The organism is Streptomyces sp. A2-16 (assembly GCF_018128905.1).
Lineage (GTDB): Bacteria > Actinomycetota > Actinomycetes > Streptomycetales > Streptomycetaceae > Streptomyces.
Map to the genome: position 1 here is coordinate 8,024,673 of NZ_CP063808.1, position 18,282 is coordinate 8,042,954.

17 protein-coding genes and 1 pseudogene are annotated in these 18,282 nt (G+C 70.5%); 8 read left to right on the plus strand and 10 right to left on the minus strand.

What is annotated here, in order from left to right; genetic code table 11:
- Positions 1 to 17: 17 nt before the first annotated feature.
- Positions 18 to 449 (minus strand): hypothetical protein, encoded by a 432-nt coding sequence (locus IOD14_RS36025; RefSeq protein WP_212672493.1) that lies wholly within the window; start codon positions 447 to 449, stop codon positions 18 to 20.
- Between the two features lie 146 nt (positions 450 to 595).
- Positions 596 to 1,075 carry a hypothetical protein gene (locus IOD14_RS36030; RefSeq protein ID WP_123988963.1) on the minus strand — a complete coding sequence of 160 codons (480 nt, stop codon included), beginning with the start codon at positions 1,073 to 1,075 and terminating at the stop codon, positions 596 to 598.
- Positions 1,076 to 1,570: 495 nt separating this feature from the next.
- Between IOD14_RS36030 and IOD14_RS44935 the strand changes: the two genes are divergently transcribed.
- On the plus strand, positions 1,571 to 1,768 hold the full coding sequence (locus tag IOD14_RS44935; protein ID WP_349252450.1) for an HAD-IA family hydrolase: 198 nt from the start codon (positions 1,571 to 1,573) through the stop codon (positions 1,766 to 1,768).
- A gap of 178 nt (positions 1,769 to 1,946) precedes the next feature.
- On the opposite strand, the gene IOD14_RS36040 is transcribed toward IOD14_RS44935, so the two are convergent.
- On the minus strand, positions 1,947 to 3,209 hold the full coding sequence (locus IOD14_RS36040) for a DUF418 domain-containing protein (RefSeq protein ID WP_212672494.1): 1,263 nt from the start codon (positions 3,207 to 3,209) through the stop codon (positions 1,947 to 1,949).
- Between the two features lie 204 nt (positions 3,210 to 3,413).
- On the opposite strand from IOD14_RS36040, the gene IOD14_RS36045 reads away from it, so the two are divergent.
- Together IOD14_RS36045 and IOD14_RS36050 are read left to right on the plus strand one after the other, a co-directional pair.
- Entirely contained in the window at positions 3,414 to 3,674 is a 261-nt protein-coding gene (locus tag IOD14_RS36045; RefSeq protein WP_212672495.1) for a hypothetical protein, read from the plus strand.
- Between the two features lie 45 nt (positions 3,675 to 3,719).
- Positions 3,720 to 5,525, plus strand: coding sequence for an ABC transporter ATP-binding protein (locus tag IOD14_RS36050; protein ID WP_123988965.1), 1,806 nt, complete (start codon positions 3,720 to 3,722; stop codon positions 5,523 to 5,525).
- A gap of 83 nt (positions 5,526 to 5,608) precedes the next feature.
- On the opposite strand, the gene IOD14_RS36055 is transcribed toward IOD14_RS36050, so the two are convergent.
- The gene (locus IOD14_RS36055; RefSeq protein WP_212672496.1) at positions 5,609 to 6,721 is read right to left on the minus strand and encodes a sensor histidine kinase; all 1,113 of its coding nucleotides are present in this window, start codon (positions 6,719 to 6,721) and stop codon (positions 5,609 to 5,611) included.
- A complete protein-coding gene (locus IOD14_RS36060; RefSeq protein ID WP_123988967.1) occupies positions 6,718 to 7,413 on the minus strand; it encodes a response regulator transcription factor in 696 nt (231 codons plus the stop codon). Before IOD14_RS36060 ends, IOD14_RS36055 begins: the two co-directional genes overlap by 4 nt.
- A 166-nt stretch (positions 7,414 to 7,579) precedes the next feature.
- On the opposite strand from IOD14_RS36060, the gene IOD14_RS36065 reads away from it, so the two are divergent.
- Both IOD14_RS36065 and IOD14_RS36070 read left to right on the plus strand, forming a co-directional pair.
- On the plus strand, positions 7,580 to 8,791 hold the full coding sequence (locus IOD14_RS36065; protein ID WP_123988968.1) for a DUF418 domain-containing protein: 1,212 nt from the start codon (positions 7,580 to 7,582) through the stop codon (positions 8,789 to 8,791).
- 146 nt (positions 8,792 to 8,937) lie between these two features.
- Positions 8,938 to 9,207 (plus strand): annotated as a pseudogene (locus tag IOD14_RS36070) (hypothetical protein); the annotation flags it as partial.
- Positions 9,208 to 9,478: 271 nt separating this feature from the next.
- On the opposite strand, the gene IOD14_RS36075 reads toward IOD14_RS36070, so the two are convergent.
- Positions 9,479 to 10,171: a response regulator gene (locus IOD14_RS36075; protein ID WP_123988969.1), complete on the minus strand. Its 693-nt coding sequence runs from the start codon at positions 10,169 to 10,171 to the stop codon at positions 9,479 to 9,481.
- Complete coding sequence (locus IOD14_RS36080) at positions 10,168 to 11,817, minus strand: ATP-binding protein (RefSeq protein WP_212672497.1); 1,650 nt, start codon at positions 11,815 to 11,817, stop codon at positions 10,168 to 10,170. Before IOD14_RS36080 ends, IOD14_RS36075 begins: the two co-directional genes overlap by 4 nt.
- 98 nt (positions 11,818 to 11,915) lie before the next feature.
- Here IOD14_RS36080 and IOD14_RS36085 point away from each other — a divergent pair, with 98 nt between their 5' ends.
- The 3 genes from IOD14_RS36085 to IOD14_RS36095 all read left to right on the plus strand — a co-directional run bounded on the left by IOD14_RS36085 (position 11,916) and on the right by IOD14_RS36095 (position 15,062).
- Positions 11,916 to 12,902, plus strand: a complete 987-nt coding sequence (locus IOD14_RS36085) for a tripartite tricarboxylate transporter substrate binding protein (RefSeq protein ID WP_212672498.1) — start codon at positions 11,916 to 11,918, stop codon at positions 12,900 to 12,902.
- 102 nt (positions 12,903 to 13,004) lie between these two features.
- Positions 13,005 to 14,450, plus strand: a complete 1,446-nt coding sequence (locus IOD14_RS36090) for a gluconate:H+ symporter (protein ID WP_212672499.1) — start codon at positions 13,005 to 13,007, stop codon at positions 14,448 to 14,450.
- 213 nt (positions 14,451 to 14,663) lie between these two features.
- Positions 14,664 to 15,062 (plus strand): barstar family protein, encoded by a 399-nt coding sequence (locus tag IOD14_RS36095; RefSeq protein ID WP_123988973.1) that lies wholly within the window; start codon positions 14,664 to 14,666, stop codon positions 15,060 to 15,062.
- On the opposite strand, the gene IOD14_RS36100 is transcribed toward IOD14_RS36095, so the two are convergent.
- The 3 genes from IOD14_RS36100 to IOD14_RS36110 all read right to left on the minus strand — a co-directional run bounded on the left by IOD14_RS36100 (position 15,033) and on the right by IOD14_RS36110 (position 18,121).
- Positions 15,033 to 15,695: a response regulator transcription factor gene (locus IOD14_RS36100; protein WP_249126153.1), complete on the minus strand. Its 663-nt coding sequence runs from the start codon at positions 15,693 to 15,695 to the stop codon at positions 15,033 to 15,035. The genes IOD14_RS36095 and IOD14_RS36100 overlap by 30 nt on opposite strands.
- Positions 15,692 to 16,885 (minus strand): sensor histidine kinase, encoded by a 1,194-nt coding sequence (locus IOD14_RS36105; RefSeq protein WP_123988975.1) that lies wholly within the window; start codon positions 16,883 to 16,885, stop codon positions 15,692 to 15,694. Before IOD14_RS36105 ends, IOD14_RS36100 begins: the two co-directional genes overlap by 4 nt.
- A gap of 93 nt (positions 16,886 to 16,978) precedes the next feature.
- On the minus strand, positions 16,979 to 18,121 hold the full coding sequence (locus IOD14_RS36110; RefSeq protein WP_123988976.1) for an ABC transporter substrate-binding protein: 1,143 nt from the start codon (positions 18,119 to 18,121) through the stop codon (positions 16,979 to 16,981).
- Between the last annotated feature and the right edge of the window lie 161 nt (positions 18,122 to 18,282).

Below are 18,282 nucleotides of genomic sequence, written 5' to 3' on the forward strand. Positions count from 1 at the left end.
ACCTGCCGGGGCGACGCCTATATGCGCCACTGGCAGAGGGAGACGAGCGCGGGACGGCCGCCGCTCGGCGGGAGTCCTCGCGCGGCACCACGGGGATCGTGCGAGAGGCGGTCCGCCGCGTCGTTCAGCGACGTGGCGGCGGTCGCGGGCGCTGAGACGCGCGCCGAGGACTTCGAGAACGCGACCGGCCCGGAACCGGTGTCATGGCAACGATCGGGAGTGTCCGATACGTCGAGGCTCTCGCCCTCGGAGCTGTCCGGGGGCGACGGGACTTCACTCGACTCGGCGGCCAGGTGACCGTACGGCGGATCCGCCGCGTGGAGCTGCTCGCTGAGGCACGTCAGCAGCGCGAACAGCAGGACGTACAGCATGGTCCGGATGAAGCGGTTGTGCTGGTGCGAACGCGCCCTGGGGGCATGGATGGTGACGGTTGCAGGGGTGGGGGGCACAGGTCCTCCGCGCGGCGCTGCCCTGGCCGGAGGGATCACGGCAGGGACAGGGATCAGTGGGGGGTGGTGGAACGGGTCGTCGACCATCCCCGCACCGCACCTGAGAACGCCGGGCGGAGGAGGTCAGACGCCAGAACGGCGCTGACCTAGATACGCAGAACCGCGGAGTCCGCCGCGTGCGCTGTCGGGGCCACCATGTCCCGGGCCGCGGCGTGACCGGCGTACACCGGCTGGGGCACGCCGCTGTCATCGCTCTCCGGGCTCAGCGCGGACGGACAGGGCGCGGCGAGGTCGGGGCCTTGTGGAGGCTGCGCCAACTCGCACTCCCCGCCGGCGTGATGCTGCCCGTGTCCGCCGTGGTGGTCGCCCGCCGGAGCGTCGGGCGTCTCGCTCGCGCGCACCGCCGACGTGGCAGTTGCAACCTTCTCGTGGTCCGCGACGGGCTCGAGACGAACGTCGGACACCGTGGCGCTTTCGCCGGAAGCGAGGTGACGCACCGTGGCGTCGGGGCTGACGGCGTGCGTATACAGCAGACCGAAGAGGAACAGGCCCAGGCCCAGCACGCGCCACAGAGCCGCTGTCGAGCGGCTCCGCTGCACACCGGAAAGCGACCAGGCCGTAATCACACCGTGATCCTAACCCGCCCCAGGAGCCCCCTGTGTATCGCGCGGCGAGGAAGCAGCGTGAACAAGCCATCTGCGGGCGAGCCCGCGACTCAGGGGGTCGATCGAACGGGAAGGTTGGACACTTCGCCCAATGCAAACGATCGGCTCGACAGCTCGTGATGCCACGGCGACGGTGGGCCGCCGGCATCCTGGACACCAGAACCACCACCAAACGCGACACCATCAACACTGCCCTGCGTGAGATCACGGCCCGCTACCGGCGCCCAGGCGCACTCGAAGACGCCCGGCAGTCGGTGGCCGACGGAGCCTGGTCCCGCGTCGACCAGGACATGATCGCCTACGTGCGCACCCTGCGGGACCGCGCCCGGGTCGCCCTGCTGTCCAACATCCCCGCGGACCACGCGGACGCCTTCCTCGCCGCCCAGCCCTGGCTGAACGACCTCGACCACGTCACCTTCTCCGGACGGACTCGACCACGTCACCTTCTCCGGACGGATCGGTGCCGCCAAGCCCGACCCGGCCGCCTTCCACCACTGCGTCACCGCCCTGCCCGCCGCCCCCGCCGACTTCCTCTTCGTCGACGACCGCGAGGAGAACGTCCGCGCGGCGCAAGCCGTCGGTACGAACGGCCACGTCTTCGACAGCCGGGCCGCACTCGCGCACGTCGTCGACGCGTGGCTGCCCTCCCGATGAGCGACGCTCCCCCGCCTCCGCCCTGATCATGCGGGCCGTGCACCCGGGCCGGCCTCGCCCCACCCGCGAAGGCCAACGATCGGCGCGCAGGCGGTCGGCGATCGCCTGGGCGGACTTTTCGCATGAGCGGCCCGGGCCGGGGTGGAGTGTGGAAGTGGTTCACACCCCGGCCCGGATCTCATCGCAGGTGCTTCGCAGGCTTGGTGGCGGTGTTGAGCAGATACTCCAGGGGGCCGCGGCGGAAGAAGCGGGACCAGATCGCGGCGAACAGGACGGCTCCGAGGACGTACATGATCAGGGGCAGCCAGGACTGCTGGGTGCCGGTTCCGGCGGGCGTGGAAAATGCGGACTGTGCGAGGAAGTGGCCGACGTAGGCGGTCAGGGACATGGTGCCCACGGCGATGACCGGCTTGGCCAGGCGGCGCAGTCGCGGCAGGCGGTCCATCGCCGCCGTCGCGCCCACGATCACGAGGATCGCGATTCCGACGCTGCCGATGATGTCGAACGTGGTGCCGCTGTGCGGCCCGGCCTTCAGGAGAAACGACGCGGGCATGTCGGGGAACGACCCTGCATCGGCGGGCATCGACCCGCTGCCGGTGGGCATCGGACCGGAGCCCCCGGACGACGACCCGTCTTCCGCCATGCTCCTCAAAGCGCCCGATCCGGAGAGCAGCAGGGACATGCCGTAGGCGGCCGCGGTGAGGGTGGCTCCGAGCGCGGCCAGGCGCTTCTGGACGGTGCCGCGGGAGAGGTCGAGGCGGCCCAGCGCCATGCCCGCGATGACGAACGACATCCAGGTGAGCGCCGGGTAGAAGCCGGTGAGCAGCAGATCGAGGACGCCGACCTCGCTGAGGTGACGGAGCGGGTCGTAGGTGTTGATGCTCTGCTGGACCGACGGGGTCAACACCGAAGTGAGGACGAACGCCAGCTGCGGGGTGACGAGGGCGAACGCGGCCGCGATGATCGCGAGGGTCCTGGCGCTCAGTCGCACCAGGGGCAGGGCGAGGAGGAAGTAGACGCCGTAGAAGCCGAGGATGATCACGCCCCCGTACTCCATCGCCATCACGGTGCCCAGCGCCAGCAGGATCACGGCGCGGATCGCGATGCGGACCCTCGCCTGCCGGCCCGCCAGGCCGGTCTTCGGCTCACGGCGGCCGGCGATCAGCATCAGCGAGAACCCGGCGAGGGTGGCGAACAGGACCGACGAGTGACCGTCCGACATGTATCGGATCCAGCTGCCGACGCCAGTCGTGGCGGACAGCGGGGGGCCGATGTGCACGACGTACATGCCGAACACCGCCAGCGCGCGGGCCAGGTCCACCCCGACGAGGCGTCCCATCGAGGGACCGGGCGAGGCCGGGGACCCGGGGGAGGTCTGGGGCGGCGGAGGCGCGTTCTCCTGCGGAGCTGATGTCTCCTGCGGCGGCTGTGTCTGTGTCATATCGAGAACCTCGCGCGGACGGCCGGGGGCGGACCATCCGGCAGGCGTCGGTATCGGCCCTGCCGGTCGGCGGGTAACGCCCCGCCGACCGGCGGAGTCCCGTCCTCGGTGCTACCGGAGGCTGATCCGCTCCAGCCACCTGGCGGGGGTGGGACCGACAGGTGCCGGATGGGCGAGGGGCGAGCGGGCTTCGAGCCTTGAGGCATGACACAACGTGCGCGACACACAAAGCACGAGGAGCATCAGGAGCACCAGGAGCACCAGGAGCACCAGGAGACCGACACTCTCCTCACGTCATCGGTGGAGGTACCGGGCCGTCACGCCGTCGCCGGCAGGAGCGAGTTCCTGGAATTCCTCGGTCTGACGCTGGCGGCCGGCGCCTTCGCCCTGGTCGTCCTCCACCCCGAGGCCTGCGAGGCCTTGGTGCACACCCTCGCCTCGGGCACGGCCCGACTCGTCCACTGAGCCGGCACACCGCGTGAGCCGGCACACCGCCGAAGAGAGCATCTCGTGAACACCGCATCCGCCCCGACGACGTATGAGCCGTCCCCGACGGATGAGCCACCCCTGTCCGCCCGGGAGACGATCAAGGCACTGGGCGCGTATGTGCGGCCGCACCGGTGGGCGGTCGCCCTCGGTCTGTTGTGCGCCCTGGTCGGGGCCGCCGGGGGGCTGCTGCAGCCGCTGGCCACGAAGGCGCTGATGGACCGGCTGGCCTCCGGTGACACCATCGCCGGGATCCTGATCGCGCTCACCGTCCTGGTGGTGCTGGGCACGGCGGTCGAGGCGTTCGGCGCGTACGTGCTGGAGCGGACGGCCGAGTCGGTGGTCCTGGCCGCGCGGCGCACTCTCGTGGGGCGGCTGTTGCGGCTGCGGATCTCGGAGTGGGAGCGGATCCCGCCGGGTGATCTGATGTCCCGGGTCACCTCGGACACCACGCTGCTGCGGGCGGTCAGCACCCAGGCGGTCGTCTCCGCGGCCACGGGTGCCGTGGCCTTCGTGGCGGCCGTCGCGATGATGGCGTACCTGGACGTCGTGCTGCTGGGTGTGACGCTCGGTGTGGTCGTGCTGGTCGGCGGGGCCGCCGCGCTGGTGATGCCACAGATCGCGCGGGCCACCGAACGGTCGCAGAAGGCGGTCGGGGAGATCTCCGTCGGATTGGAGCGGTCTCTCGGGGCGTTTCGCACGGTGAAGGCATCCGGTGCCGAGGAGCGGGAGACCGCTCGGGTGGAGGCTGCGGCGCGGCGGGCCTGGCGGCACGGTGTGAAGAGCGCGAAGTGGGAGGCCGTGGCCGGCTCGGCCGACGAGCTCGCCGTACAACTGGCCTTCCTCGCGGTGCTGGCGGTCGGCGGGGCGCGGGTGGCGTCCGGGGAGATCCCCGTGTCCACCCTCATCGCCTTCCTGCTGTACCTCTTCTATCTGATCGAGCCGGTGTCCAAGCTGGTCGACGCCGTGACCTCCTATCAGGAGGGGGCGGCGGCGATCTCCCGCATCGCGGCCGTGGAACGCCTCTCGACGGAATCGCCCGCTCGGCAGGCGGACGCCCTGCCCCGGCAGGGGACAGCCGCGCCGGGTCCGGCGTCGGTCCGCTTCGAGGACGTGACCTTCCGCTACCGTCCGGGCCTGCCGTACACCCACCAGCAGGTGAGTTTCGAGGTACCCGGTGCCGGGATGACGGCCTTCGTCGGTCCTTCCGGTGCGGGCAAATCGACGATCTTCGCGCTCATCGAGCGGTTCCACGAGGCCACCGATGGCCGGGTCCTGGTCGACGGCAAGGACGTACGGGACTGGTCCCTGGGCGAGTTGCGGTCCGCCATCGGGTACGTGGAGCAGGACGCCCCGGTGCTGGCCGGCACGCTACGGGAGAACCTCGTCTTCGCAGCGCCGGGCGCGACGGACGACGCCCTCCGCGATGTCCTGGCCCGCACGAAGCTCGACACCCTCGTCGAGCGTCTGCCCCACGGCCTGGACACCCCGGTAGGCCACCGCGGCTCGAAGCTGTCGGGCGGCGAGCGCCAGCGCGTCGCGATCGCCCGCGCGCTGCTGCGGAAGCCCCGGCTGCTGCTGTTGGACGAGGCGACCTCGCAACTCGACGCCGTCAACGAGCTGGCGCTGCGGGAGGTCGTCGCGGACGTGGCCCGGGAGACCACTGTGCTGGTGGTGGCCCACCGCCTGTCGACCGTGACGGGCGCCGACCGGATCGTCGTGATGGACGCCGGCCGGGTCCGGGCCGTGGGCACCCATGAGGAACTGGTGGACCAGGACCGGCTGTACGCGCGGCTGGCGGCCACCCAGCTCCTGACCCCCGCGCGATGACCCACCACCATCCCGGCATACGAGGAGTGGTGCGCGCAGTCCTCGCCGAACGGCCGCTGGTAGTGGCGGCGTTGAACAGCACGTCAGTCCGCGCTCAGGGGAACCCTCAGCCGCACCCGGTAGCCGCCCTGAGCAGTCGGACCCGCGTCCAGGGTGCCGTGCAGGATCTCGGCCCGTTCCCGCAGGCCGACCAGGCCCTGCTGCGAACCGGGCAAGGAGAGGGACGGGCGTGTGGGAGGGGTGTTGGTGACGGTCACTCCAACAGCGTCCCCGTCCTGCCACAGCTCGACGCGAGCGTGGGCACCGGGGGCGTGCTTGCGGACGTTGGTCAGCGCCTCCTGAACCGTGCGGTAAAGGGCGCGTTGGGCGGGTGTGCCCACGGTGGGCGGCAGCTCGCCCGTCAGCTCCGTGTGAGTGCCGCTGGATTCCACCAATCTGCGCAGGTCGGCCAAGGTGGGCTGCGGCGTCAGCTCGGTGGACTTGCCGCCGGAGGCGCGCAGCAGCGTGACCATGGTGCGCAGCTCGTCGAGGGTGGTGACGCTCAGCGAACGGATGGTGCGGGCGGCCTCCTTGGCGTCCGCGTCCTTGGCGGCGACCTGCAACGCCCCGGCCCGTACGGCGATCAGGCTGACCTGGTGGGAGACCACGTCGTGCATCTCGCGGGCCAGCTGGGCGCGTTCACGGGCGAGCACGGCCTGGGCGTGCAGGGTCCGCTCGTGCTCCCTGGCCTCCTCGACCTCGGCCAGCCGCCGAGCCAGGTCCCGTCGTGCCTGGAGAAGCTGGCCGAACAGGACCGGGGCGGCGCTGGTTGCCAGGCCGTACACGAAGAAGACCAGCGTCATGGTCCGGTCCGCCGCGGCCAGGGGCCACGGAGTACTGCTCGCGACGGCGGCCAGGACGACGCACACCGCGAGGAGACGGCGGTTGCGGGAGCGCTCGGCCAGCGTGAACAGCGCCGCGAGCACAGCGACGGCGACATCCTGCATCAGCGCGATGGGCAGGGTGAGCAGGAAGACGCCGAGCGGGAACCTGCGCCGGAACGCCAGCGCGGCGCAGCCGACCGCGGCCAGCGTGGCCTCGGGAGGCGTCTGCTCCCACATGTCCACCACCAGCACATCCACGGCCGCCACCGCCACCAGGACGATGTCGACGACCGGTGCGGGAACCCGCTGCCACACGGCACGGGCACGGCTCATCGGCCGGCCTCCGACCGCGGGCGCTCGTCGAGCAGCCCGGCCCGCTGCGCCAGCAGCGCGGCCTGCACCCGGCTCGTCACCCGCAGCTTCGTGAGGATCGCGCTGACGTGGTCCTTCACCGTGCCCGCCCCCAGGTGGATGCGCGCCCCGATGTCGGCGTTCGACAGTCCCTCCGCCACCAGGACGAGGACGTCGCGCTCCCGCGCGGTGAGCAGCCGGACCCGCGCGGCCTCCTCGTCGACGGCCGCCTCGGTGCCGGGGTGGCTGTGCAGCAGTGTCCGCGACGCCTTGGGCGACAGCACCACACCGCCCGCGACCAGGGTCCGCACCAGGTGGGCAAGCTGCTCCGGCTCCGTGTCCTTGAGCAGGAAGCCGGCCGCGCCGGAGTTCAGCGCGGTCAGGATGTACTCGTCGGCGTCGAACGTGGTCAGCATCGCCACCACCGGCGGATCCGGCATCGTCCGCAGTTCGCGCAGGACGGTGAGCCCGTCGACGTCCGGCATCCGGATGTCCAGCAGCACCACGTCCGGCCGCTCCCGCCGGACGGTCTCCACCGCGTGGCCGCCGCTCGCGGTCGCGACGACCTCGATGTCCTCGGACGCGCCCAGAATGAGTTCGAAGCCCGAGCGGACCAGTGCCTCGTCGTCGACCACCACTACCCGGATCACGCGCTCCGCCTCACCTTCGTCCATGCCGTCCGGCCTCATGTCGACTCGACCCTAAAGCCAGGTGGAGCTCCTGCGGCCCAGCGAGCGGCAGCTCCAGCCACACGGCGGGGTAGCACCCACCACCCGGCAGGGACACGGCAGCCTTCTGCCGGATGGTCCATGATCGGCCCGGGTCTCCAGCCTGAGGGTCATGACCCATCACCCGGACTCCCCGCCGCTCACGGCCGACGCACCGTCCCCCGAACGCGAGCGCAGCGATCCCTCGACCGGCGCACCCGGCGTGGGCCGGCTGATCGGGCTGGACCTGGCCCGCGGCCTGGCCGTCTTCGGCATGTACGCGGTCCACGTAGGCCCCGCCCCCAGCCAGGGCGGGGTCATCGGCTTCCTGATGGAACTGGCGCAAGGCCGCTCATCCGCCCTGTTCGCCGTCCTGGCCGGCTTCGCGGTCGCCCTCATCACCGGCCGCCGCACACCGAAGACCGGCCTGGCCGGCCGGCAGGCCGTCGCCAAGGTGATCATCAGGGCCGTGATCCTGCTGGCCCTCGGCACCGCCCTGACCCTGACGGGCACCCCGGTCGTGCCGATCCTCGCTTTCTACGGACTGTTCTTCCTGCTCGTGCTGCCCCTGTACCGGCTGGGCGCCAAGCCACTGGCGTTGATCGCCGCAGGATGGGCCCTGGTGGGTCCGCAGCTGCTGTACGCGCTGAAGCCGGTGGTCGGCGGCCGCGTGTTCCTCTCCTACGGCCAGGCCGACGGCCCCGTCTCACTGTTCTTCACCGGCGGTTACCCGGCCCTGACCTGGGTTCCGTTCGTGATCGCCGGAATGGCCCTCGCCCGCTGCGACCTGGCTGCCACGTCCGTCCGGATACGCCTGGCCCTCACCGGCGTCGCCCTCGCCGTCACCGGCTACGGCGGCTCCTGGCTCGCGGTGCGTCTCGTACCCGGTGCCGCCGAAGCCGTCCGGAAAGCCGAAGAGGGGCCGGGCATGTCGTCGGTGTCGTCCGTGTCGCCCGACAGCATCGGCATCTTCGGCGACGCCCCCGCCGGGATGCTGGCCTCAGCGCCGCACAGCGAGGCGACCCTGTCCATCATTGCCGCCACGGGTGTGGCGATCCTGGTGATCACCGCGTGCCTGGCCGCCATGGACGCCTTTCCCCGGCTGCGCCGCCTGGCCAAGCCCGTCATCGCGGTCGGCTCGATGTCACTGACGGCGTACGTCTACCACATCGTCGCCATCTGGCTCCTGGACACCGAGACATCGGCCGTCCCGCCGCTGCACATCCTGCTCGGCCTCATCGCGTCCGTCACCGTCCTCGCCACCCTCTGGTCCCGCTTCGTGAAGCGAGGACCGCTCGAATGGCTGATGGGCAGGGCGACCGGACTGGCCCGACACATCCGGTAAGAGTGACGCGGCCCCGCGGCGACACCACAGGTGTGCTGGAGACCGGGCCCCCGCCGATCGGAGGGGACCGGTCGGCCGACCAGCGGGGGACCTCCTGAAGCACGGCGGATGGTCGACCGCGCCCCCGCCTCGGCAAGGTTGTCCCGGTGACCGAGATCGAAAGCGCCAGGAAGGCGCCTGCCCAGCCCTTGCCCGCACCCGAGTCCGCCACAGCGACGAAACGCCCTTCGTCGACCGCACGGTTGGTCGGAGTGGCGCCCGTGTTCGGGATGTTCGCCGTGCACGTCGGCCCCTTCAATCCCTTCCCCACCAACAGCGACGGCGCGGGCACCTGGTTCGTCTGGCTGGCGAGCGGCCGGGCCTCGGCGCTGTTCGCCACCCTCGCCGGATTCTCGCTGGTGCTGATCGCTCGGCGAGAGCTCGATGCTGGACCCACCTTCGCCGTCCCGGCCCCTGTACGGCCCCTGAGGCAGCGGATTCAGTCCGTTCAGGCAAAGTTGACGCCCCAGCGCCCCAAGAATGAACGTTTCCGCAGGTCACAGGGGTGCATGGCGGGACGGGTGGGACTCGAACCCACGGCCGACGGATTATGAGTCCTTTGAGGATCTCGGCACCCCTTGTCGATCAATGCCAATCCCTACGTCGCACTTCAGACCGATTCCGATGACGGGAGGGACACTCTCTTTCTCACCCTCGCCAGCCATAGCGCCGCTCGGGCCGGCCGGCCGCGCCGTAGCGCAGGGCGACGGCCGCCGTGCCGGTGGTGTGGAAGTACTCCAGGTAACGGCGGGCGCTGACACGGGAGATACCGGTGGCGGCCGCGCATTCGGCGGCCGACAGGGTGCCGTCCGCATCGCGAAGCGTGCGTTGGACGAGGTCGGCGGTCTCCACGCTCAGGCCCTTCGGGAGTCCGGCGACAGCAGCGGGGACAGACCCTGCGGACAGAGCCCGGTCGATGTCGGCCTGGCCGCGCACCACCGTGGTGAGAAGCCGGCCGCGCCGTGCGGCGTACCGGTCCAGGCGGGGCTTCAGGTCCTCGTAGTCGAAGGGTTTGAGGAGGTAGTCCACGACACCGTGGCGGACCGCGCCGCGCACGGTGTCGGCCTCGCGCGCGGCACTGATGACCATGATGTCGCAGTCGTGTCCCGCGGTGCGCAGCCGCGGGATGACGTCCAGGCCGAAGACATCGGGGAGATAGAGATCGAGGAGCACGAGATCCGGGCGCAGTTCGTCGACTGCGGTGATGGCCTGCTCACCCGTGCCCGCGGTGCCGACGACCCTGAACGCAGGCACCCGCTCGACGAAGGTGCGGTGGACCCGAGCCACCATGAAGTCGTCGTCGACGACGAGAACGTCGATCGTGCCGGAGGTGTCCGTCAACGTGCTGCTCCTTCCTCGATCGCTTCCGTCGAGTGGCTCACGGACATGCGCGCGGTGAACCGGGCGCCTTCGGCGGTGTTGGTCACCCTGATCTCCCCGCCCCGTCGTTCACAGACGAGCTGGGTGAGTGCAAGGCCGATGCCCCGCTCGCCCTCCGCGGCGGCCTTGGTGGTGAAACCGTGGTGGAAGACCTCCTGGGCGAGTTCGGGAGCCACGCCCGGGCCCGAGTCGCACACCACGATCTCCACGCTGGACGCGTCCTGCCGGAGTTCGACCTCGATCCAGGGTTCCCGGTCGTCGAGGCCGCTTCCGGCTGCGGCGTCGATGGCGTTGTCGACCAGGTTGCCGACCACGGTCGCCACGTCGGCGGCGTCCTCCGAAGCGAGCCGGCCGAGGGAGGTGACGTCCGAGATCTTCAGGGTGATCCTGCGTTCGGCCGCGAGGGAGTCCTTCGCCATGAGGAGGGCGGCGACGGCCGGATCGTGGATGCGGCGGCCGATGGTCATGTCCAGGGACTGGCGGCGCCGGGTGAGCGCCCGAACGTAGCGTACGACCTCGTCCTGCTCGCCGATCTGGATGAGTCCGGAGATGGTGTGCAGCTGGTTGGCGAACTCATGTGTCTGGGCCCGTAGCAGCTCGGACGTGCTGCGGAAGGAGCCGATCTCGCGTTCCAGCCGAGCCAGTTCGGTGCGGTCCCGCAGCGTGGTGACCGAGCCGAGCAGGCGGTCGTTCTTCGTGACGGTCATCCTGTTCATCACCAGCACGCGACCGTGCCGGATGACCACTTCGTCGGGCCCGTGCTCCGCTTCGGGCCGGGTGCCGGTGAGTACGTCGTGAAGACGGCCGTCGATGCCGAGCTCGCCCAGCGTACGGCCCACGCACTCCTCGGGCAGGTCGAGCAGCTGTCTGCCCACCTCGTTCACCAGGGTGACGCGCTGCTGGGGATCCAGGGCGACCACGCCCTCGGCGATCCCGTACAGCATGGCCTCGCGGTGTTCGGCGAGCCCGGTGATCTCTCGCGGCTCCAGACCGAGCGTCTGGCGTTTGACCCGTCGGGCAAGGAGCCAGGAGCCGGCGAGGCCCAGCCCGCTGGCGATGCCCAGGTAGGCGAGGAGATAGGAAGAAGCACCGCTGAGCCGCTGCCACACCGTCGGGGACGCCTCCCCGATCATGACGGTGCCCAGGGTGCGCCCCAGGTCCCCGCTCGCCGCGCCGAGCACCGGCACCTGCGCCACCAGTTCGCGGCTGCCGTCCCAGGTGAGCGAGCCGGACCAGCCCCGTCCGCGGGCCACCCCCGGTCCGAGCCGCAGCCGGTCACCGATGACCGTCGGGTTGGTCGAACTGACGATGCGACCGGAGGAGTCGGCGATCGTCACGGAGGTGATCCCGGACTGCACCAGCGTGGAGTGCGTCAGCGGGGCCAGCGTCTCCTCCGGCGCCGGTCGTGGGAGCTGGTTGCGCACCAGTGGATTGGCGGCCAACTGCTCGGCCAGCGCACTCACGCGGCGGCCCTCGACCCGGCTGAAGGTGGCCTCCGACTGGGCGAGCGAGAGCGCCGCGACCGCCAGCAGCACGACCACGACGATGGCGAGCTGCAGCGCCAGCATCTCGCCCGCGAGGGTATGACGCCGAAAACTGGTGACCACAACGAACTCAATCTCTACTGCTGACACAAACTGGGCGGCTCGCACCACGGGCCGCACAATCATGACGTCCATCCCGACGGCTGCGGAAGAGAGGTGCCATGAGAGGTCGCTCGCACGCCCTTCGCGGCGCCATCCTCGCGCTGTCACTGTTTCTCGTCACCGGGTGCCAGGTGCTGCCCGACGGGGAAGGAGCCGACACCGGGCTGCGGATCATGGTTCCGAACACCCCCGGTGGCGGCTACGACACCACGGCCCGGACAGTGGCCCGCGTGCTGCAGGAGACCGGTGTGGACTCCGGCGTGCAGGTCTTCAACCTGCCGGGAGCAGGCGGCACGGTCGGCCTGCAGCGCATCGTGAACGAGCGGGGCAACGGCCGGCTCGCTCTGCAGATGGGTCTCGGAGTGATCGGTGCGTCGCACGTGGCACACGCGAAGGCGTCCGTCATCGAGACCACTCCGCTGGCCCGGCTGGTCGAGGAGGCCGGCGCGGTGGTCGTGCGCCGTGACTCGCCCTACCGGTCGATCGACGATGTGATCGCCGCCTGGAAGAGGAATCCCGCGAGCCTGAAGGTCGGGGGCGGGTCCTCACCCGGCGGACCGGACCACCTGCTGGCCATGGAGCTGGCCAAGGCCGTCGGTATCAAGCCGCATAGGGTCGGCTACGTCGCCTATGGCGGCGGTGGCGGCGACCTGCTGCCCGCTCTCCTCGACGGCAAGGTCGACTTCGCCACCACCGGGTTCGGCGAGTTCCTCGACCAGATCGACGCCAGTCAGCTCAGGGTCCTGGCGGTGACCAGCCCACGACCGATCGACGCACTGCCCGGAGTACCGACCCTCAAGGCGTCCGGCATCGACCTGGTCTTCAGCAACTGGCGGGGAGTCGTGGCGCCGCCCGGCATCAAAGGCGCCGACCGGAAGCGGTGGATCGAAGCGCTGACGGCGATGCACCGGTCCCGGCAATGGAAAGCGGAACTCCGCCGCCATGGCTGGACCGACGCGTTCACCACCGGCGACGCCTTCGCCGCGTACCTGTCCGAACAGGACACATCTGTGGCCCGTCTCGTCAGGGATCTCGGACTGGACTGACCGGGCTACCGCCCGCCCCTCCTGACACCAGCCGCACAAACACCCCTCCGCGCTGCGGCTCACTTCGCCATGCCCATCACCTGTCCGTCGAAAGGCACCCGCATGACCACGCACACCTGGTGGTTGCTGCTCATCCTCACCATCGCGATCACGGCCCTGATCTACCTCATCAACTCCCGCTTGCGCATCCATCCGTTCGTCGCGCTCATCGTCGTCACCGTCGGCACCGGCCTCGCCGCCGGTGAGCCCGCCGCCAAACTGGTGGAGTCCCTTGAGGACGGTGCCGGCGGCACCCTCGGGGACGTGGGCATCACACTGGCCCTGGGCGCCATGCTCGGGCGCCTGCTGTCCGACTCGGGTGCCACCGACGCCCTCGCCCACGCCCTGATCGACCGCTCCAGTACCCAAAGGCTGCCTTGGCTGGTCACGGCCGCGGCGTTCGTGATCGGCATCCCGATGTTCTTCGAGGTCGGCCTGATCGTGCTGCTGCCGCTGATCTTCAGCGTGGCGCGCCGGCTGGAGGCCCAGGGCGGCACGAAGGGCTCCCCCTACGTCCTGCTCGGCGTACCGGCCATCGCCGCGCTGTCCACCCTGCACGGCATGCTGCCGCCGCACCCGGGGCCGCTCACCGCCATGACCGGTCTCCACGCCGACCTGGGCCTCACCATGGTCGTCGGCTTCGTCTGCGCCGTCCCCACCGTGATCCTGGCCGGCCCCGTCTACGCCCGGTGGATCGCGCCGCGCCTTGCCGAGGTCCGCCCGGACGAGGCTCTTGTCGCGCAGTTCACGGGTGCGTCGCAGTCCGTCCGGGAGAAGTCGCCCGTCAGCGTGACGGCCGGCGCTCCGCATGCGTCATCGGCGGATACGGACGTCACCTCCCGTTCCCGGATACCGACCGGGCTGGCCATCACCGCGGTGCTCGTCCCTGTCGCCCTCATGCTGCTGCGTACCCTCGCCGAAACGGTGCTCGACGAGACGAGCACCGTGAGTTCCGCGCTGACCTTCCTGGGCGAACCCGTCGTGGCGATGCTCGCCGGGCTGCTCTTCGCTCTCGGCGTGACCGCTCTGGGCACAGGCCGCTCCGGCGAGGAGGTCCGCGCATCCCTGACGGACAGCCTGAAGTCCATCGCCGCCATCCTGCTCATCATCGGTGGCGGTGGTGCGTTCAAGCAGGTTCTCCAGGACTCCGGCATCGGCGACGCGATCGCCTCCGCCGCCGAGGGGGCGCATCTGAACGTCATCGTGCTGGGCTGGCTGATCGCACTCCTGCTGTCGCTGACCACCGGTTCCGCCACCGTCGGCATCGTCTCCGCCACCGGCATCATCGCCCCCATGGTCAGCGGAGGCGGCCTGGAGGCATCGCTGCTCGTGGTGGCCATCGGGGCAGGCTCCCTCGGGCTGAACTACGTGAACCACGCCGGCTTCTGGCTGGTCAAGGAATCCTTCGGCATGGATCTCACCCAAGCCACCAAGACGCAGACGGTGGTGCAGACCCTGGTGAGCGTGCTGGGCTTGGGCATGGCCCTCCTGTTGTCCGTCTTTGCGTAGGAAGTGACCGACCCGCACCGCGTCGGCCCACTGGGTCAGTGCGCCACGTAGCGAGAAGGGCGGTGCCGGACCATGACAGTCCGGCACCGCCCTCCCACCGAACCTGTCGACGTTCACGCGGCAGGTCGAGCACCGCAGGATGGATGAGCAACGCGGCTCCGGAGCATCGCAGTTGAGCCGTCCGACGCCTTGATCAACGGATCGAGGACCCGAATGGGCGCCCGGCTCGGATTCCCGGACTGGTTCGGCCACCGCTGGGACGCCTTCCTCGACTGCCTGCGCACGGTGGTGGACAACGCGGACCACGACCTGACGGTCGTCGTCCGAGAGGCCGGCGCGTTGCTCACCGACGAGCAGCCGGGCGTGCTGGGAATCTTTCTGGCCGTCCTGAGTCAGGTGAGGGATCGGCCCGGCACGGCACCTGGCTCGTCATTGCTCGTGGCCGACGCTTCCGACCGTCTGTCCGGTCTGGCACGGCGCATGACAGGGGCCGGCTGCTCCGTGGATCGACGGCGGCCGGAGTGCTTCTGCGTCCTGCTGATCAGCACGGCCACGGAGCTGCACGCGGTATCCCCCGAACGGTCAGCCCACGTCCAGTTCGAGCAGTCCTAGCCGCACGGCCTCACTGACCGTGCCGGCCCGGTTCTCGGTGCCGAGCTTGCGATAGATCCTGACCAGGTGGGTCTTGACCGTGGCTTCCGTGACGAACAGGGCCGAGGCGATGGCCCGGTTGCTGAGCCCCTCGGCGAGCAGTCGAACGACCTCGGACTCACGATCGGTGAACACGGGCCCCGGTTCGGCGGACCGACCCACGAGGCGAGCCGCCGCCTCGGGGGCCAAGCCCATGCCGCCGGCCGCTGCGGCGCGCACGGCACGGAACAGCTCCTCGGGCGGGCCGGCCTTGAGGATGTAACCCCGGGCGCCCGCCTCGACGGCGCGGACGACATCGCCACGACCGCTGTAGCTGGTCAGCACGACGACATGGACGCCCGGTGCGGCGGCGGTGATACGGCGTGTCGCCTCGATCCCGCCGAAGCCGTCGTCCGACGTTGCGGCGTCCGACAGCCGCAGGTCCATGAGCACCACGTCGGGCCGCAGTCGCTGGGCCAGCCGTACGGCCTCCCTGCCATCGCCCGTCTCGGCTATCACATCGAGGCCTGGCTCGCCCTCCAGAAGAGCACGCAGACCGGCTCGTACAACGGTGTGGTCGTCGACGATCAGCACCCGCAGCGTCTTCTCGGTCACGAGGCGCCGACCAGGTCGCGGTCGGCCACCGGCAGTACGGCCCGGACGCTGGTGCCGTGGCCCGGGGTGCTGTCGACGGTGAGCGTGCCGCCGAGGGAGCTCAGGCGTTCCCTGGCGGCGACCAGTCCGAACCCCCGGTTCGGGCGTACGGGTTGAGCGATCCGTTGGTCGAAGCCCCGTCCGTTGTCACGGACTTCGACAGCCGCCCAGCCGTCCCCGTGGGTGAGAGTGACATGGACGTGGGTCGCCCGGGCGTGTTCGCGGGCATTGGCGAGCAGGCCCTGAGCCACGCGCAGCAGCGTCACGGCACGTTCGGTGGGCAGGAGGTGAGGTGCTCCTTCCGCACGAAAGGCGACGTGCGGTGCGGTGGTGGCGGACTGCAGGCGGGTGCACAGCCCGCGCAGGGCGGTTTCCAGGTCGTCCCGCTCCAGGGCGGGCGGTGTGAGGTCGCTGATGATGCTCCGGGTCTCCTCCAGGTGCGCACCGAGGGCCTGGGAGACAGCACGCACCTGGCGCAGGGCGGCGTCCGGGTTGCGCTGCCAGTCCCGTTCGGCGGCCTGGAGGAGCATGCGGCTGCCCGCGAGTTCCTGAGCGAGGGTGTCGTGCAGGTCCCGGGCGATTCGCGCCCGCTCGGCGAGCCGTCCGGCCTCACGCTGACGGTTCGCCAACTCACCGCGCGTGGACTCCAGTTGGCTGTTCAAACGTTGCTGGGAACGGTAGAGGACGACCGTGGCGCCAAGGGCGGCTAGCGGGGGTCCCAGCACATCGGCGTCGACGCCGCCGATCCGTACCAGCGAGGCGAGCAGCCCGGCCGTGATCGCGCCCACCGTCGCGACCGTCACCCCGCGCCCGGGCATCCGCAGTGCCAGCACCGCCAGCGGAACAGCGAGCCATGTGTAGGCGAAGGCGAGTGGTACCGGGATCTCCCAGGAGGTCCAGGCCCACAGAAGTACCAGCGTCCACAGCCAGACCGGCCGTCCCGCGGCACCGAAACGGTCCCAGCGGGCCGGCCCGGCCATGTAGAGCAGGCCGAGGGCGGCGGTGGCCGGTGCGACCCTCCAGCACAACTCGCTGTTCAGCTCGACGAGCCGCACGAGAGTGCCCGCGACCGGAAGCAGGAAGACCAGGTGCGCGAAGTGCCGCACGGTCGGGAACTGCCGTCGCTGAGCGACGGGGTGGGAAGGGGACACACGGGCTCCCTGCGGCGGGCCGAACGCAGTCGACAACGGTGCCAGGAGTCTAGGACGCGTCTGTGTGCCCCCGGTAAACCACCCTCCACGTGGTCACCGCCCCGGGTGCAGGCCCAACCACCCCGGCGACGGGTCGCCCTTGACCTCACCGAAGTACAGGGCGAAGGTCTGCTTCAGGCGCTCGACCTCGGCCCGGTCCTCCATGAACTTCGGGAAGCCGTCGACGTGAGCGTTCGGGAAGTCCCAGACGGGCTTGAGGCTCGCGTTCGGAGTGATGTCCTCGCGGACCGACCAGCCGTTGAAGGCCGCTTTCTGGCGAGCCTCGGACAGTTGCCAGTTCATGTAGAGCTTGGCCGCCGCCGGATGAGCGGCCTGCTTGAGGATCGCAGCGCGCTGGCCCCAGGCCATGAAGGGCGCATCGTCCGGGAGGACCCACTTCAGTGTGGTCGAGGTGGAGACCGCGCTGCCGGAGCCACCGACGCCGATGGTCTTCTGCCGGCCGGTGACCGCGGCGCCAGGGGTGTGGGTGCCGCGCGCGAACTGCGGTTGCTGGGCCGCGAAGGCGGCCACCCAGTCCCAGCCGTAGGTGCGCTGGTAGAGGCTGTAGAGGTAGAGAACCGCGTCGTCGTCGTGGGGGTAGGAGGACGCGATGGCGTTCCTCCAGCGGGCGTCGACCAGGTCGGCGGCGGTCTTCGGGGCCTGGGCGCCGGCGGCCTGAATGTCGTACATGAAGCTGAAGGCGATGACCATCAACGCCGTCCACGCGCCGTCGGGGTCCTTGAAGCCCTTGTGCACCTCGGAGAAACCGGCCGGCTTGTAGGGCAGCAGCTTGCCCTGACGCTTCCAGCGGGTGAAGTCCTGGAGGGTCTGCAACTGGACGACGTCGGGGACCAGGGTGCCGGTCGCGAGCTGGTTGTCGACCCGGACGTCGTGGTACTTGCTGTAGTCGACGGCGACCGTCAGCTCGACCTCGGGGAAGGCAGCGGCCCATGCGGTCCGAACGCCGGCGGCCTGGCTGTCGACGTCGCCGCCCTGGTAGAGGACGAGCTTGCCGCCCTCGGCGACGGCAGCCTCGTACAGCTCTTCCAGGGAGCGCCGCTCCTCACGGACTCCGAACAGGGAAGCCCCGGCGCTTCGGGCGCCGGGCGCGGCAGACGCCTGCCCGGCGGCGGCCCCGGCGAACGCGACGCCCGCGCCTGCGGCGATCAGCCGACGCCTGCTGAAGTCCCTGGACATGGTGGGAGTCCTCTCCTCGTGTCTGATCTGCGATTCATCGGCGACTCAGGCTCGACGATCTGGCAAGTCTCGCGGGAGGAGGCCCTGTTCCGCGTCACCCGTAAGCCGGGACCGCATTCAACCGTTCGATGGACTCACGAACTCTTCTACCGACCGGACAT